This window comes from Oscillatoria sp. FACHB-1407 (assembly GCF_014697545.1).
In the GTDB taxonomy this organism is placed as follows: Bacteria; Cyanobacteriota; Cyanobacteriia; order Elainellales; family Elainellaceae; genus FACHB-1407.
Window position 1 is genome coordinate 259014 of the sequence record NZ_JACJSA010000007.1, and the last position, 15109, is coordinate 274122.

Here is a 15109-nt window from a genome sequence, read left to right on the forward strand (position 1 = left end):
CGCCTGTAGAGTCTGATACGGCTCGTGAACTGCACCAGACCCAACTGGCATACGTCATGGCATCCGAGATGAGCCAGTTTAAGGCAGGGTTTTTGGCACGCACGTCACATGAGTTGCGATCGCCCCTCAATAGCGTCATCAGCTTGCATCAACTGATCCTGGCAGATTTGGCAGACAGCCCTGAAGAAGAACGAGACTTCATTAATCAGGCTCACACCGCTGCTCAGAAGATGCTGAAACTATTGGATGAATTAATTCGCGTCTCTAAAACGGAGTACGGCACCGAGCAGTTTCAATTGCAGCCCTTGCAACTGGCAATGATGCTCGAAGAGGTAGAACGACTAACTCACTTGCAGGCACAAAATCGGAGTTTGCGACTGGAGGTTGAATTACCGAACCCCAATGTGTATGTCTCTTCTGACCCACGGTGGCTCCATCAAATTTTGCTGAGTCTGATCGACACGCCATTGTCCCTCATGCAGGAGGGAACGGTGCGTGTCACCACTCAGATTTCCTCAAAGGGCGATCGCGCCCTGATTCAAATTGAGGATGAACGCCCACCCCATCATTGGAGCGAACCCATCCATCTGCTGCAATCCCAGCGATCGCCATCCCTGCCTCTGACTGAACTGAAAGAGGCGATCGTTGCGGCTAACAATCACCCTGGCCCAGTGAAGTTTTCTCCAGAGTTTATGCTGCTGATCAACCAAACGCTGTTAGAGCTAATGGGCGGTCATTTAGAACTAGTGTCTATTCCAGTTACAGGTTCCACCCAGGAAATCGGCGTGACTTGCATTCAGTGCTCCATTCCTCTAGTCATGCAAGAGAACCTGTAGGGGTAGAGCAGTCGCTCGATCAGCCACGTAACTTCATCACGGCTCCTCTACTGAATGCTCTGCCCGTACACCAGAAATAATGCTTAAAGAACTCAAGGTGCAAGAGAACTGGTTATGAAAAAAACAACTCAAACCGAACAACCTGTGTTGTTGCCGAATGTCACTTGGCAAAAATTTGAGATGCTGCTGGCAGAGCTAGGGCAAGACCGCACCGTTCGTCTTACCTACGATCGCAACAAGTTAGAGATGCTCACGCCGCTACCAGAGCGCGATCGCTGCAACAAGTTGATTGAGTCCCTGATCCTACTGCTTGCCAACGAGTTAGGCATTTCGGTTGAGTCATGTTTGCCTCTGCTGATCAAAGGTAGTGAACAAGGGTGCGCGGTTGACGTGGATGGGGGCTACTACATCCAGTACCCCGTACCCGATGATGGACATCTTGCCGACTTACCTCACGACGATCCTCCCGACCTGGCAGTCGAAATCGTCATCACCAAGAGCACCTTTGATAAATTGTCGCTCTATGCAGAGCTTGGCATCCCTGAAGTGTGGCGTTATCTCACTCAGGCAGGAGACGATGTGCTCAACGGCAATCTGCTGATTTATCAGCTTCAGGGAGATCGTTACATTGAACATGGCAAAAGTGCTATCTTTCCAGGCTTACCCGCTATCCAGATCATCCAGTTCATTCAACAAAGCGATGCGATCGGTCTGGTACAGGCTTTGCAACTGCTCCGTGCCTGGATTCAAGAGAAGCAAGAGGGGAGTCGGGAATAGGGAGTAGGAAGCAGGGAGCAGGGTGTGGAGTGAAGGGGTAGAAGGTAGGATACCGCTTTCAATCAAATCGTTTAAGCCAGTGCGAGCATCCTGCTCGCAACTCATTCATCTTCAAGCTCAGCAACGCCAATTAAATAACCTGAGTTCGGGATAAGGATCTTGGCGGTTAAAACCGCCGCTACAAGAGCAAAACTGACCTGCGTCGGTTCAGCAACCCTTGATTTCCTGTAGTCCGGGCAGGCGGACTTAGCTCTCATAGCCGCGAATTCATTCGCCAGGTGTTTAATCCGAATTGACGTTAACGACGGGGCGATCGTTGGTAAGGGTGGGTTTTGCCTCCAACTCGATTACAGGGTACAGATTGGTCTGCTAAACCTGCCCGTACAGGTTGCAGATTTACGGCAGAAGGTGAAAGGGCAAGGACTTGAATTAGCAAATAGTACTAGAAAAAACAGTTACAATAATTAATAGTTGTTATATTGCTTAACAAAGCCTTCCCATCGTTTCATTCTTCTTTAGCCATCATGACTATCATCCAACGCTTGAAAGCCCTAACGGTGGCTACGTTTCGACCCAATCTGGCACCCAACTATCCTTCTCAGATTGCCTGGACTGTTTTACGAGTTGTTGCTGGCATCGTCATGATCCATAACGGATTAGACAAGCTGTCTAACATTGAGAGCTTTGCTGAAGCTTATGTCAAAGTCATTGGGCTTCCCTTCCCAATCTTCTTCAGCTATCTTGCTGGCTACACAGAGTTAATCGCTTCTCCCCTATTAGTGCTTGGTCTGTTTACCCGACCAGCCGCACTGGGGTTGTTTTCAACCATGCTCGTTGCCATGTATCACCACATTAAAGTGGCAGGCTTCAGCATCCCCTATTTGGAACTTTCCGCGCTCTATGCGGCGTGCTTCCTGTTCTACACGGTCAATGGCGGTGGATTATTCTCATTGGATGCGCTGATTGCAGGATGGCTCGATGCTGCAACACCAGAGGCTTCTGAACAGCAACGCCAAACTTTAGAGGCATCCTATCAAACGTCAGAAACCGTCTCTCAAAAATAGAGAGCATAAAGGTAGGTCATCCTCTCAGAGAACCTCTGACAAGCTCTGGAGATTCCTCTTGAAGGGGAATTGAGGAAGATCGAGCGCATTTTGGACTCTCATTTGAGATCTGTTTACACGGTAATTTATCAAGGGGGGAGCCAAACTCTAAAGGTTTGGATTCCCCCTTTTTTTGAGGCTACCCTGTACACACAAGTCTTCAACGGAGTGAACTGCGGGAAGCAGGGAAGAAACAGAAGCCTTGCCTGGAGGAGATTTAAGCCTCTTTTACAAAATTTGTTTCTTAGTACTGCTATTCATAGATAGGGTTTGGAAATAAAACCAGGGGGGTGTGGGGGCTGCGCCCCCAGCCAGGGGTTCCACCCCTGCACCCCAAATTCCCACCCTTATTTACGACGAGTTGTACTTAGGAATCTTCATAGCCCCTGCATCCCCCATTTCGGGGGACTTTGAGCCTTTGTTAAAGGCTTGACCCCACCAAAAGCACCCGTACTTGGAATCGATGCGAAGCGCGTCTTTGGGTTCACTGAAACACCTTCTGCTAAGGGGTTTGGGGGAGGCAGTGGTCATTGGTGTCAAGTTAAGAAACGGCAGCAATTGTCAAGGGGTAAGTAAATCAGGAATAAGGTAAAAATGACGATGTTGGGTTTAGTATCAATGGGCAACCCACGGAACGGCAATCCTGATTTACGGCGCTCTGTCAGTGCTCCTGGTCCGAGTAATGAGGAGCTGGAAGTTCGCTTGCGGGAGTATTTAACGCCTGGTACGTTTGCCACTCTCAAAAGGGTGCAGGACAAAGAGCGGAGCTTACGCGACCGAGTTTTGACGTTACCTGTGATGGTAGCGATTGTATTGAGCTTAGTGTATCGGCAGATGAGCGGACTGAGCGAGGTGCTGCGGGTTTTGGAGCAAGAGGGATTGATGTGGGTGGATGCCCAGCGCGTGACACGGCAAGCGTTATAAGAGCGACTGCGGACCCTACCTGCCCTGTTGTTTGCTCAATTGTTTGAGCAGGTTGTGCAACGGATGTCAGTGCAGGCGAATCCTGGAGTGGTTCCAGCTCAATGGCAAGCGGTCGTGCAGCAGTTTGGTGTGATTTGGCTAGCCGATGGCTCAACGCTGGAAGCGATTGCCCACAAACTCCACTCGCTCCAGGAGAATGTCCGTGAGCTAGGGGGCAAGATGATGATGGTGGTGGAAGCTTTTTCTTGTCGCCCTGTTGCCGCTTGGTACACAGAGGATGCCAACACCCACGACCAACGCTGGAACGATGAGTTAATCAAGCGATTGCCCAATGGCGGCTTGCTCATCTTCGACTTAGGCTTCTTCAATTTTGTCTGGTTTGATGCCTTTAGTGAGGCAGGCAAGTATTTTGTCACGCGGTGGAGACAGAAAACCGCAGGTCGCGTCGTTCAGGTCCTCGCTCAAGGTCCTCGCTATCGCGATGAGATTGTGCAGTTGGGTCTCTACCGTTCCAATCCGTGCCGTTACCCGTTACGCCGCGTCTCTGTGCTGTGGGGAACGACTTGGCATCAGTATCTCACCAACGTATTGGACCCCCAAATGCTCTCTGCCCAACAGGTGTGTGACCTCTATGCCCGCCGTTGGCGCATTGAGGAAGCCTTCCTACTCACCAAGCGGTTGCTCGGCTTAGCCTATCTGTGGGTCGGCGGTGCCAACGGCATCAAAATTCAACTGTATGCCACTTGGATGTTTTATGCCCTGTTGATGGACACTTGTGCCCAACTGGCAGTTGCCCTCAACCAACCCTTAGAACGCATTTCCGTCGAAATGGTCTTCCGCTCCTTTTATCATTTCAGTCGAGCCCGACAACAAAACCGAGCAGAGACCCTCATCCCGTTCCTGGTGAAATACCACCAGTCTTTTGGCTTGCTCAAAGCTCAACGCAAGCGACATCGATACATTGCTGCTCAGTCCCTTGACATCTGGGCTGAAACCTTAACTTGACACCAATGGGCAGTGGTGTCCCCCAATGCCTGGTTCTTGAACTCATTGCATCGGTTTTTCAATCTGGGGGAATTGATTTACCAATCTCCTTTTAAGATACAAAAGGGATTAAAAACTTCATTTGCAGATCACTTCTAAGCCCAAAATTTTTTTGTAAAAACCATCTCTTTTCTTCTTTCCTCTTATCCTTTAGCCTTTATCGTTCATCCTTGCTCATAAGCCTTTATCGTTCATCCTTTTTCCCTCTTAGTTTCTTCTCTTTCAGGTGTAATCGGTGTTTAACTTCCGTCGTTGGTTGGGAAAGCCACTCAGATTCTGGGTGATGGGGGCGATCGCTGCTCTGGTCACGGTGTTGAGCGGGGCGATCGCTCTGGCTGATCAACCGTTGTTTGTGGCATATCCGCCTGATGGGCATGAGACAACGGCTGCCAAAATTTTCCTGATTGGAACGGCTCCCCCCGACGGTGAGGTAACGGTCAACGGGCAACCGATTCGCCGCAGTCCTGCGGGACATTTTGCTCCCAGTTTTCCGCTGGAGATGGGCGACAATTTATTTACTCTGCGTCACAGTGACCAGGAGTTGACGATTCGGGTCAACCGCCAATCGACTGCACCCGTCACTCCAACGGGAACTGCCTTTGCAGAGGGGTCGCTGACTCCAGTCGTTGATATCGCCCGTTTGCCAGGAGAACCCATTTGTTTTGAGGCGATCGCCCCAGCCAATGCCACAGTCACGGTGACTGTAGGCACGCAAACGATTCCCGTGTTGCCGCAAAGCAACGCAACGGATCTACCTCCCAACTCAGCAGTGCTCACGGATCAGAGCCAACCGATTGCAACGAACACTGCCCAACCTTATCGGGGTTGTGCTCCGTTCAACCAGGTTGGTGATCTAGGGCAACCCCAGTTTCAACTGGTGTCGGGTGGTCAGACCATTCAGCAAATGGCTCCCGGTCGAGTGACGATCCTTTCACCAACGAACCCAACGGTGATTGAAGTGATTTCAGCCGGGACGGCGCGTACAGGACCCAGCACCGACTATTCTCGTTTAACCCCCCTGCCTATAGGGACAAGAGCCGCTGTGACCGGGCGAGAGGGAAACTGGTTTCGACTCGACTATGGAGCCTGGATTCGGGGCACTGATGTGCAAGTGGTGCCCAACGCCGCTTTGCCTCAGACGCTGATTCGCGGAGTCACGTCTCGCCAGGTTGAAGGCGCGACGGAGATTGTTTTCCCGTTGCAGGTGCCCGTCCCCGTGACCGTACAACAGGGCGATCGCACCTTCACACTGACCCTGCACAACATCACCGCTCAAACCGACACCATTTTTTTGAACGATGACCCCCTGATCGAACGACTCGATTGGCAACAACCCGCTCCCGGTAAGGCGCAATATACTTTCAACCTGAAGTCAAATCAGCAGTGGGGTTACAGCCTGCGCTATGAGGGCACCAGCCTAATTTTGAAATTGCGGCATCCTCCCGTGCTATCGGGGCGATCGCTTACAGGAGCTACTATTCTGCTCGATCCGGGGCATGGTGGCCCTGAAGATTTAGGAGCACGTGGACCCACGGGATACCCCGAAAAGGATGTAGCTCTGGCAGTCTCACTGCTGTTGCGCGATGAGCTAATCGAACGGGGAGCAACAGTTGCCATAACCCGCACAACTGATGTTGATTTACCTCTACAAGATCGAGTGAGTGCCATTGAGCAGCTAGAGCCGACGATCGCCCTCAGTGTCCACTACAACGCCTTACCCGACAGTGGCGACGCAGAAAACACCGCTGGAATTGGCACCTTTTGGTACAACACCCAGGCACACAGCCTTGCCGTGTTTCTGCACAATTATCTGGTGGAAAAGGGCGATCGCCCCTCCTATGGGGTGTTTTGGAATAATCTCGCCCTGACGCGCCCCACCATCGCCCCATGCGTGTTGCTCGAATTGGGATTTATGATCAACCCCAACGAGTTTGAGTGGATTGTTGACCCCACCGCTCAACGTCGGTTGGCAGACACGCTGGCAGATGGCATTGAGGAATGGTTAAAAGGTTGAGAATCCCTGGCGTTGTCAGGACAAAATCAACGCGATCGCAATAGCTGTCGTGCTTCGGTTAAGTTGTCTTTAGCAAACGAATAGTTTGGGTCAATTGCCAGTGCCCGCTCATACTCGGCGATCGCTGCCTCTAGATTACCTTGCTGCTGAAGGGCATACCCTAAATTACTATGAGCTAGAGTGTGAGCACTGGTAGGGACACCTGATTGATCAGGCAAACTTAAGGCACGACGATAATTGTCAATGGCTTCGCTCAGGTTGCCCTGGTCCTCTAACGCTAATCCTAAATTGTTGTAGGCAAACGCATTGCCTGGATTCAGTTGAATCCCCCGACGATAATTGTCAATGGCTTCGCTCAAGTTACCCTGTTCCGCTAACGCATTTCCCAGGTCAATGTAAACAGGAGCATAGTCTGGGTCAAGTTCGATCACCCGACGATAGCTGGCGATCGCCTCACTTAAATTCCCCTGGTTGTGCAGAACCAGTCCCAAGCCATAATGAGCATTGGCATAGTCCGGGTCAATTTCGGTAGCACGGCGATAGTTGATGGCTGCTTCGCTCAGGTTGCCCTCTTCAGCCAACCCCAACCCTAAAGCAAAAAAAGCATAGTCATAGTTGGGGTCGAGTTGAATGGCACGGCGGTAATTAGCGATCGCCTCAGTCAAATTCCTCTGGTCATACAAGGCATCCCCCAAAGCAGCATAAGCATAGGCATAGTTAGGGTCGAGTTGAATGGCACGGCGGTAATTAGCGATCGCCTCAGTCAAATTCCCCTGCATATGCAACGTGCTTCCTAGTCCGCTGTAAGCGTAGGCATAGCCTGGATCAAGTTGAATAGCACGTCTAAGGGTCGTGATGGCTTCACGAAGATTGCCCTCGTCACCCAATGCCCACCCCAACCCGGCATAAGCATAGGCATCATCTGGGTTAAGCTCAATGGCACGACGGAAGTTTGCAATTGCCTCAACCAGATTTCCCTGGTTATACAGAGCATTCCCTAAGCCACCATAAGCAAATGAATTGGTTGGGTCAAGTTGAATGGCACGGCGGTAATTGGCGATCGCCTCAATCAGGTTGCCCTGTTCGTAGAGGGCATTTCCCAGATTACTGTGAGCACTAGAATCGGTGGGATCGAGTTGGATAACCCTGCGAAAAATCCGTTCAGCTTCTTGATAATTGCCTGACTCGCCTGCTGCGATACCTTGCTGATATAAATCATTAATACTTTGAGCAGCAACAACAGTAGGAACTGAAACCAGAGAGAGGGTGAGCAAGAGGGGAAATAACCGACGCAGCATATGGGTTTGGATGGAAGTGTCGAACGGGTTTATCGTAATCCTTGGTCAGCAAAAACTAACCTTAGTTTAGCCGAGACACTCCCAATAAGAACACGTCAAGAGAAAAATAGATTTAGAACTAATAATTGAACCATCGGAATGAGTTAAACCTCTCCTAATCAAGAGACTTACTCTGTATTAAATGTGTGGAAAACTGGTTAATTAAAATTTAGTCTTAACAGCGAGAGATCATCATCAAACGTATCAATTTGATTTAACTCTCTTACTTTTCTAAGAATTTCATCTAAGTCAGAAGTATCGTTTACCGTTGTGAGTAAATGAATGAAGTGGTTTAACCCCCAGGCATCCATATCTGTTTGATTAAAGTCATAAATACCATCACTAAACACATACAGTGTGCTGTTTACCGGAACATCCTGACGCTCACTACTGTAGGTCGTATCGGCAACCATACCAATAGGCAACCCAAAGGTTCTCAACTGTTTAACCTGTGGGGTTGTGTCAGCGGTAGGTGATACTAAAACTGCTGGAGGATGCCCTGCACTGGCGTAGGTTAACTGACGTTTTGCATGGTTATAAACCCCGTACCAGATGGTGAAATATTTGTCATTTTGGCTGTCCATTTGGAAGGTTTCATTTAACACCCGCAATACGTCATGGGGTTGATAGAAATTAGCATCAGGTAAGGATTGCGATCGCAACAAATTCAACACTGTAATTGAGGGCAAAGCAGCCCCCAAGCCATGCCCCGACACGTCCAACAAATACATGACTAAATAGTCTGGATCGAGCCAGTAACAATCAAAACAATCACCTCCCAATTGTCGCGACGGAATAAAGCGCGAATGGAGGGATACTTTGCCTGTAAAGGATGTTGGTAGAAGAGATTGCACGTAGGTTGCTGCCTCTGCAAATTCGGCTTCTAAAATCTGCTTTTGTCGTTGCAGATCAATGTTGACCTGATGAAGGCGTAACCCTGCTCTGACCCGGGCTTGCAATTCGCTGATCTCAATGGGTTTAGAGAGAAAATCATCTGCACCTGTATCCAACCCTTTGACTCGATCCTCCAGTGCTCCTCGTGCAGTCAACAAAATAAAGAAGGTAGCCGAGAGGGTTGGTTCAGCTTTGACCAGGCGACAAACCTCTAACCCATCAATAATGGGCATCATCCAATCACAGATGATCAACGCTGGACAAAGTTGTCGTGCTAGAGTAATCCCTTCTTCGCCATTAGTGGCTTCTATGACTTCATAGCCGTGAGTTTTGAGCGATCGCTTGAGAATCAACCGAATCGTTGGGTCGTCATCAATGACGAGAATTTGAGCCATGATTACTGCATCATTATTTAAAAGTTCATAATTGATTTGTCTTAGACCCTGATTTTTTAAATAGTTATGCTTAGAGAAGCTAAATTTGCTGTTGGGTAATTGATAGGATTGAAGCTACAAAGGAAAGCAGTAGAGTTCAATTAATAATCCCTCAGCGAAAGGATTTTGTAAATTGCAATCACCTTTGAAAGCTCAACTTCGCGCTAATACCGATCTTCATGCTCTGGCTCAAGTTTTAGCATGGTTTGATCAATTTAACCATTCCATGATTCCACATCCAGTCTGGTTGCAGTGCCAACTTGCGCTAGCAGAAGGGTTTACAAACGCAGTTCGTCATGCCCATAGAGGTCAACCGAACGATACGGCGATCGACATTGAAGTGACGATTTCAGATGGTTGTTTAGAAATCCGAATCTGGGACGTTGGAGCAGGATTTGACTTGGAAAAAACCCTGGCTAAGTTGTCGCAAGAGGTGAATTATGAAGCCGAAGGAGGACGAGGTCTGAAGTTGATGAAACGGATGGCAGATGTATTAACCTACACTCGAACGGATGATGAACGAAATTGCTTATTAGTCATCAAGAAATTTTAGGCTAATTGTTAATAGATAGCGATTCAATCAACTCCTCTAATTGCTTTAGAGCCTGTTCCAAGCTCTCTACGAATGGGTTGATGGTTGTTATTTCTTTAAAGAAAACCTGCTCTTCTAGTAAGTCGGCTGTAGTTTGAATTGATGTAATGCCCATATTGGCACTCGCTCCTTTAATGTGGTGGGCAATTTGTTTGATTTCCAGGAAGTCCTCAAGGGCGATCGCTCGCCTCAACTGTTTAATTTGAGTGTGAGTATCAGTCGTAAAGAGTTGGAGTAACTCTAACTCAAAGGCAGTGTTGCCATCAGCAATTTGGTGAAGATGCGCCCAATCTATCATTCGTGATTAACCGTAATCCTTGATCCAGATCTTGTTAACTAGATGCAATCAATTCAAGTTTGCTTGCATGATGACCACTGTGTCCCTACTCATCTGCAATCAACCAGGCAAACAGTGCCAAAATAATCGCGAGATTGCCCCATCCCGGTAAGCTAAACCAGCTTAAAACGTGTTGAACTACGGATATAAAGTCCACAAATAGCAAAGTCAGGAATAAGCTTACAGCGAGTAGAAAAAACTCCATTATTGATGATTGTTTGAGTAGTGGTATAAACCTGATATTCAGAACTACTGATGATCTATTTACATACCAGAACCGAAATTTCTGGAAGAATTAGCTGATTGAATAGCTCTCTAAACTGTCTTGCTGGATCTCAGACCAACAGTGATTATCCTTCGTATTCACTATTAATCTCAATATCTAATGTATCCTCATCAATCACAACATACAAAACATTAGGACGACAACAGACCTGGCAATCCTCCACATAGGATTGTTGCCCTCCGGCACTCACATCCACAAAGGTCAGGTTAGGCTCACCACAATAGGCACAACTAAACTCGGCTGTATTTTCCATTACTACGAGGTCGGCTTACTTTAATCATTATTGTCAGTTTGATAATTCCAAACAAGTAGGGTTTTAGTGAGGATTTGGTGGGTTGTGATCTGTTTTTTATCCCACAAAATGCTGAGGTTGACCCACTTTGTTAATGCCTGGTAGACGTTAATGCTTGGTAGACAAGGATGCTAGTTGCGATCGATGTAGCGCAGCTTCTACAGCTTGTTGTTGGTCGCGCCGCGTGATCCAGCGGTGGTAAGTGCGGGTATGAACCGTAACCGAGTGCCCCATCATCCGGGCGGCGACTGTATCGGGTAAGCCAATGTGGATTGTTCGCACTGCCCAGGCATGGCGCAGGTCATAGGGGGAGAAGGGCAGATTGTACCGCCGAAATTGCACGCTAACTAATTGCCCAATGCGTTGCAGGGTGGTTTGGGTCAGATCTGTGTTTACTGGGGGTAACTCAACCTGGCGCAGGTTGAATCGCTCCACCCAATCCGGGTAAAAGGGCCACACTTCATGATGTCCTGTTTTGGTCGTGTCGAGAACTTCAATCGAGGCTTCTCGGTTACCCTGTTGCAAGGCAGTGTAATCGCAAAAGAAAACCTCATGGTTTCGCAAACCATAGGTTGCCATGATGCCGTAGACAAATCGCCAGGTTGGGTTGGGGATGGTGTCGTAGACAGCCAAAATTTCTTCATCGGAGGGCAGATCGCGGGCTTGGGTTTGGCTCACGCCATAATTCCCCCAAAACGATTTCAGGTCGGTGGGTAACTCGATGTCTAAAAAGCTGGCGAAGGCTCCCAGAGCAGTGCAACAGATTTGCCGACTGCGGGAATTAGCCTTGGTGGCTTGAACGGTGGCGTAGATTGCTTCTGGCAGACTCAAGTTGGAGCGGGACTGGGCGATCGCCTGTAGTTTTCGTAAATAGGGTTCATAGGCGGTTGTCCAGGTCGCTTTAGCCGAAGCGGCTTTGGTGCGGTGAGACTGTGCCAAAAAGTGTTGCTGGAAGGCTTGAACCTGTTCTGCCAGATCCATCTGGTTGAGCCGTTTGCCTCCGCCCACCATCAGATAAGGTTTCCAGCTAAAGGTATTCTGAATGAGTTGTGCAGCAATGATCTTGGCTTCTTGCTCTGCTTGTTTCAACCCAGTGGGCGTAGCAGGAAGGTTGAGGCTGAGCCGTTGTTGATGGGGACGCAGGCGATCGCTACCCGGACGAGGAGGCAACGTTCCCCGCAGGCTCAACTTTTCACCCCGACGTTCGACCTGCAAGCCTAACTGTGCCGATTTGAGGCGTTGATTGATCTGCAAAATCCGGGTGTCAATGGAAGATAAATCCGTCATGAAATGTTGAAAATGGAGGTTAGATAGGGCTAAGTTTTAAGGTGAATTTAAGCTATAAACAACTCTAATAGGTGTGATAGAGTCTTTGCTGTTGCAAGATGTTTGCAATAGGGTTTCCATTGTTAAAATTATTGAAAAATATTAAAACGCTAGGGAACGTGTAATCACTATGGGTCGTTTTGGGGTTTTACTGCTCAACTTGGGGGGACCAGATCAATTGGAGGACGTTCGTCCATTCCTATTTAATCTGTTCTCTGACCCAGAAATCATCCGGTTGCCTTTCCCATGGCTGCAAAAGCCCCTGGCATGGTTTATTTCGACCTCTCGCGCCCGCAAGTCGCAGGAAAACTATAAGCAGATTGGGGGCGGTTCTCCGTTGCGCCGCATCACGGAAGAGCAAGCCCAGGCGTTGCAGGAAGCCCTGAAGCACAAGGGACACGACGCGCAGGTTTATGTGGGGATGCGCTATTGGTATCCGTTCACGGAGGAGGCGATCGCCCGCATCAAGCGCGATGGCGTTGATCAACTCGTGATTTTGCCCCTATATCCTCAGTTTTCGATTAGCACGAGCGGTTCTAGTTTTCGGTTGTTAGATGACCTCTGGAAAGAAGACCCTGCGCTGCAAAAGGTGGAGCATACGGTCATCCCCTCCTGGTATGACAGCCCTGGCTACTTACAGGCGATGGCTCAGTTGATTGCCCAAGAGTTAGACCAATTTCCTAACCCCGATGCCGTTCATATTTTCTTCAGTGCTCATGGTGTGCCTGTGAGTTACGTTGAGGAGGCAGGTGACCCCTATCAGCAAGAGATCGAAGCGTGTACGGCGTTGATCATGCAGACGCTGAATCGCCCTAATGCGCACACTCTGGCGTATCAGAGCCGTGTGGGTCCAGTGGAGTGGCTACAACCCTATACAGAGGATGCGATCGCTGAGTTAGCTGCTCAAGGCGTTGAGAATCTCTTGGTCGTGCCCATCAGTTTCGTCTCCGAGCACATTGAAACCCTCCAGGAAATTGACATCGAGTATCGAGAAATTGCGGAACAAGCTGGAATTCACCATTTTCAACGGGTTCCGGCACTGAATACGCATCCGGTTTTTATTGAAGATCTCGCCAATATGGTTGTAAATGCCCTCAACAATCCACCTGTGGGGTTGAGTACCGTGATGCGACCTCAAAAGCAAGTGAAGATCTATCCACCAGAGCGATGGGAATGGGGCTTGACTACGACTGCTGAAGTCTGGAACGGACGTTTAGCGATGTTGGGCTTTATTGCGCTGATCATCGAGCTAATTAGCGGACATGGTCCCCTTCATTTCGTTGGGTTGCTTTAGATTGGGCTGCTTTAACTCAGTCGGTGGGTGGAGGTACAATGAGCCACCAATTAGATCCATCCGCTTAGGCTACTGAGATGTTGTCTCACGTTAAATTCGATAGGCAGAGGTTCAGGGTAATTGCGCTCGATCTATTAGCTCCTCTGTTGCTGATTCTCCTGGTCGTTTTCGACATTCCGTTTGGAAGGACATTTGAGTTCGATAACGACGAAGGCATCAACTTGATGAAAGCATTTCTGTATTGGAAAGGTATTCCACTTTATACAGAAACCTGGAATGATCAGCCACCGCTATTAACAGTTATTCTGTCAGCTTGGTTCAACATTGTTGGGTCATCTGTCGTTGCAACCCGCCTGTTAATCTTGGGGTTTTCAATTCTATTAATTGGGTCTTTTTATCAAATTCTAAAGGACAAATTAGGTAGACTTCCGGCTTTGTTAGGTAGTCTATTTCTAATGCTGTCATGGTCATATGCCAAGCTCAGTGTGTCTGTCATGATTGGCTTGCCATCGCTGGCGTTGGCAGTTCTGTCGGTCTACATTCTGACGTTATATCAGCGATATCATCACAAGATTTTGCTGATTTTGTCGGGGGGCTTATTAGCCTTATCTCTACAGGTGAAATTATTCACTGTTTTTCTGATTCCACTTGTGGTCTTACTGATCCTAATCCCGGAGCAAGCGATCAAAAAAGCAGATCAAGATAAGCAAAATAGTTTGTCTTCCGTTATTAAAAAAGTGGCTTTATGGTTAGGAAGTGTGGCTATCACTTACCTGGCAATCGGTGGTTTATTCAATTCCATTCACTACGATCAATTGTGGCAATCACACGTAGAGGACTCCATCAAAAATCAATATGATGCAACAAATGGAGTGCCCTATTTACTATCGATTATTCGTAATGATTTGGATTTAGTTGGACTGGCAGCGATCGCCACGTTATCCCTGTTTCTGCAACGCCGTTGGGCAGACTTGTTTCCGTTTGCCTGGTTTCTCACGGCGTTGTTGCTCCTGCTTAACCATCGCCCAATTTGGTATCACCACTACCTGCTACTATCGATTCCGCTTGCCTGGTTAGCGGCGTATGGAGTCGCGATCGCAGTGGAATTTTTCCGTCAGGCAGAATGGCGTGATTGGATGCAATCTTTGAATGTCAAAAGGATTGTCATTCCAGGGGTGGCACTGATTTTGATGGGGGTGGCGATCGCCTCGATCCCCGCCAAGATTGCCAGTCCCTGGGGCAGACCTTCATCGCAATGGGAGATCGTGGAAATTTTGGAGCAACATCGGGATCAGACCCGATGGGTGTTTAGCGATCGCCCCATTATTCCGTTTTATGCGGCGTTACCTGTGCCGCCAGAAGTGGCAGTGCTATCGAACAAACGCCTTGCTGCTGGCAACTTCACCTATGACAATCTGCTGGAGGTATTGCAGACCTATCGCCCGGAACAGGTTGTGTTAGCCCGCCGCACTCAAGAGATTAAAAGCCATCGGGGAATCTATCGATTTTTGCGGCAAAACTACACGCGAACCTACGCGAAAGCCTACTCCAGATCAGACCCAACGGCGATCGCAGAGCATTATCTGATCAAGGATCTGCCACAGGGAAGTTAAAGGAAT

14 protein-coding genes and 1 pseudogene are annotated in these 15109 nt (G+C 48.7%); 8 read left to right on the forward strand and 7 right to left on the reverse strand.

Annotated features, from left to right (window positions below; genetic code table 11):
* Positions 1–68: 68 nt before the first annotated feature.
* Positions 69–836: a sensor histidine kinase gene (locus tag H6G89_RS35025; protein WP_242059950.1), complete on the forward strand. Its 768-nt coding sequence runs from the start codon at positions 69–71 to the stop codon at positions 834–836.
* Positions 837–950: 114 nt separating this feature from the next.
* Entirely contained in the window at positions 951–1613 is a 663-nt protein-coding gene (locus H6G89_RS14165; protein ID WP_190507270.1) for a Uma2 family endonuclease, read from the forward strand.
* 101 nt (positions 1614–1714) lie between these two features.
* On the opposite strand, the gene H6G89_RS14170 is transcribed toward H6G89_RS14165, so the two are convergent.
* Positions 1715–1870, reverse strand: coding sequence for a hypothetical protein (locus tag H6G89_RS14170; RefSeq protein ID WP_190507272.1), 156 nt, complete (start codon positions 1868–1870; stop codon positions 1715–1717).
* A 267-nt stretch (positions 1871–2137) separates the two neighbouring features.
* On the opposite strand from H6G89_RS14170, the gene H6G89_RS14175 reads away from it, so the two are divergent.
* The 3 genes and pseudogenes from H6G89_RS14175 to H6G89_RS14185 all read left to right on the forward strand — a co-directional run bounded on the left by H6G89_RS14175 (position 2138) and on the right by H6G89_RS14185 (position 6698).
* Entirely contained in the window at positions 2138–2677 is a 540-nt protein-coding gene (locus tag H6G89_RS14175) for a DoxX family protein (protein ID WP_190507274.1), read from the forward strand.
* A 657-nt stretch (positions 2678–3334) separates the two neighbouring features.
* Positions 3335–4645: pseudogene (locus H6G89_RS14180) on the forward strand (IS4 family transposase).
* A gap of 322 nt (positions 4646–4967) precedes the next feature.
* Positions 4968–6698, forward strand: coding sequence for an N-acetylmuramoyl-L-alanine amidase family protein (locus tag H6G89_RS14185; protein ID WP_190507475.1), 1731 nt, complete (start codon positions 4968–4970; stop codon positions 6696–6698).
* A gap of 26 nt (positions 6699–6724) precedes the next feature.
* Here the strand turns inward: H6G89_RS14185 and H6G89_RS14190 are convergent, their stop codons facing one another.
* Both H6G89_RS14190 and H6G89_RS14195 read right to left on the reverse strand, forming a co-directional pair.
* Positions 6725–7996 (reverse strand): tetratricopeptide repeat protein, encoded by a 1272-nt coding sequence (locus H6G89_RS14190; protein WP_190507277.1) that lies wholly within the window; start codon positions 7994–7996, stop codon positions 6725–6727.
* 197 nt (positions 7997–8193) lie between these two features.
* On the reverse strand, positions 8194–9324 hold the full coding sequence (locus H6G89_RS14195) for a PP2C family protein-serine/threonine phosphatase (protein ID WP_190507279.1): 1131 nt from the start codon (positions 9322–9324) through the stop codon (positions 8194–8196).
* Between the two features lie 184 nt (positions 9325–9508).
* Between H6G89_RS14195 and H6G89_RS14200 the strand changes: the two genes are divergently transcribed.
* Positions 9509–9916: an ATP-binding protein gene (locus H6G89_RS14200; RefSeq protein WP_242059940.1), complete on the forward strand. Its 408-nt coding sequence runs from the start codon at positions 9509–9511 to the stop codon at positions 9914–9916.
* Position 9917: 1 nt separating this feature from the next.
* Here the strand turns inward: H6G89_RS14200 and H6G89_RS14205 are convergent, their stop codons facing one another.
* The 4 genes from H6G89_RS14205 to H6G89_RS14220 all read right to left on the reverse strand — a co-directional run bounded on the left by H6G89_RS14205 (position 9918) and on the right by H6G89_RS14220 (position 12157).
* Positions 9918–10253, reverse strand: coding sequence for an Hpt domain-containing protein (locus H6G89_RS14205; protein ID WP_190507283.1), 336 nt, complete (start codon positions 10251–10253; stop codon positions 9918–9920).
* Between the two features lie 85 nt (positions 10254–10338).
* On the reverse strand, positions 10339–10497 hold the full coding sequence (locus H6G89_RS14210; protein WP_190507285.1) for a hypothetical protein: 159 nt from the start codon (positions 10495–10497) through the stop codon (positions 10339–10341).
* Positions 10498–10642: 145 nt separating this feature from the next.
* The gene (locus tag H6G89_RS14215) at positions 10643–10831 is read right to left on the reverse strand and encodes a CPXCG motif-containing cysteine-rich protein (protein ID WP_190507287.1); all 189 of its coding nucleotides are present in this window, start codon (positions 10829–10831) and stop codon (positions 10643–10645) included.
* Between the two features lie 147 nt (positions 10832–10978).
* A complete protein-coding gene (locus tag H6G89_RS14220; RefSeq protein WP_190507289.1) occupies positions 10979–12157 on the reverse strand; it encodes a site-specific integrase in 1179 nt (392 codons plus the stop codon).
* A gap of 169 nt (positions 12158–12326) precedes the next feature.
* Between H6G89_RS14220 and hemH the strand changes: the two genes are divergently transcribed.
* Both hemH and H6G89_RS14230 read left to right on the forward strand, forming a co-directional pair.
* A complete protein-coding gene (hemH, locus tag H6G89_RS14225; RefSeq protein WP_190507291.1) occupies positions 12327–13490 on the forward strand; it encodes a ferrochelatase in 1164 nt (387 codons plus the stop codon).
* Positions 13491–13567: 77 nt separating this feature from the next.
* Entirely contained in the window at positions 13568–15103 is a 1536-nt protein-coding gene (locus tag H6G89_RS14230) for an ArnT family glycosyltransferase (RefSeq protein WP_190507293.1), read from the forward strand.
* Positions 15104–15109 lie beyond the last annotated feature (6 nt).

What these genes read in the sequence shown, in the direction of transcription:
- H6G89_RS14220 (WP_190507289.1), bottom strand. Translation starts at nt 12,157, where the DNA reads ATGACGGATTTATCTTCCATTGACACCCGGATTTTGCAGATCAATCAA.
- H6G89_RS14195 (WP_190507279.1), bottom strand. Translation starts at nt 9,324, where the DNA reads ATGGCTCAAATTCTCGTCATTGATGACGACCCAACGATTCGGTTGATT.
- H6G89_RS14165 (WP_190507270.1), top strand. Translation starts at nt 951, where the DNA reads ATGAAAAAAACAACTCAAACCGAACAACCTGTGTTGTTGCCGAATGTC.
- H6G89_RS14185 (WP_190507475.1), top strand. Translation starts at nt 4,968, where the DNA reads ATGGGGGCGATCGCTGCTCTGGTCACGGTGTTGAGCGGGGCGATCGCT.
- H6G89_RS14175 (WP_190507274.1), top strand. Translation starts at nt 2,138, where the DNA reads ATGACTATCATCCAACGCTTGAAAGCCCTAACGGTGGCTACGTTTCGA.
- H6G89_RS14190 (WP_190507277.1), bottom strand. Translation starts at nt 7,996, where the DNA reads ATGCTGCGTCGGTTATTTCCCCTCTTGCTCACCCTCTCTCTGGTTTCA.
- H6G89_RS14230 (WP_190507293.1), top strand. Translation starts at nt 13,568, where the DNA reads ATGTTGTCTCACGTTAAATTCGATAGGCAGAGGTTCAGGGTAATTGCG.
- H6G89_RS14170 (WP_190507272.1), bottom strand. Translation starts at nt 1,870, where the DNA reads ATGAGAGCTAAGTCCGCCTGCCCGGACTACAGGAAATCAAGGGTTGCT.
- H6G89_RS14215 (WP_190507287.1), bottom strand. Translation starts at nt 10,831, where the DNA reads ATGGAAAATACAGCCGAGTTTAGTTGTGCCTATTGTGGTGAGCCTAAC.
- H6G89_RS14210 (WP_190507285.1), bottom strand. Translation starts at nt 10,497, where the DNA reads ATGGAGTTTTTTCTACTCGCTGTAAGCTTATTCCTGACTTTGCTATTT.
- hemH (WP_190507291.1), top strand. Translation starts at nt 12,327, where the DNA reads ATGGGTCGTTTTGGGGTTTTACTGCTCAACTTGGGGGGACCAGATCAA.
- H6G89_RS35025 (WP_242059950.1), top strand. Translation starts at nt 69, where the DNA reads ATGAGCCAGTTTAAGGCAGGGTTTTTGGCACGCACGTCACATGAGTTG.
- H6G89_RS14205 (WP_190507283.1), bottom strand. Translation starts at nt 10,253, where the DNA reads ATGATAGATTGGGCGCATCTTCACCAAATTGCTGATGGCAACACTGCC.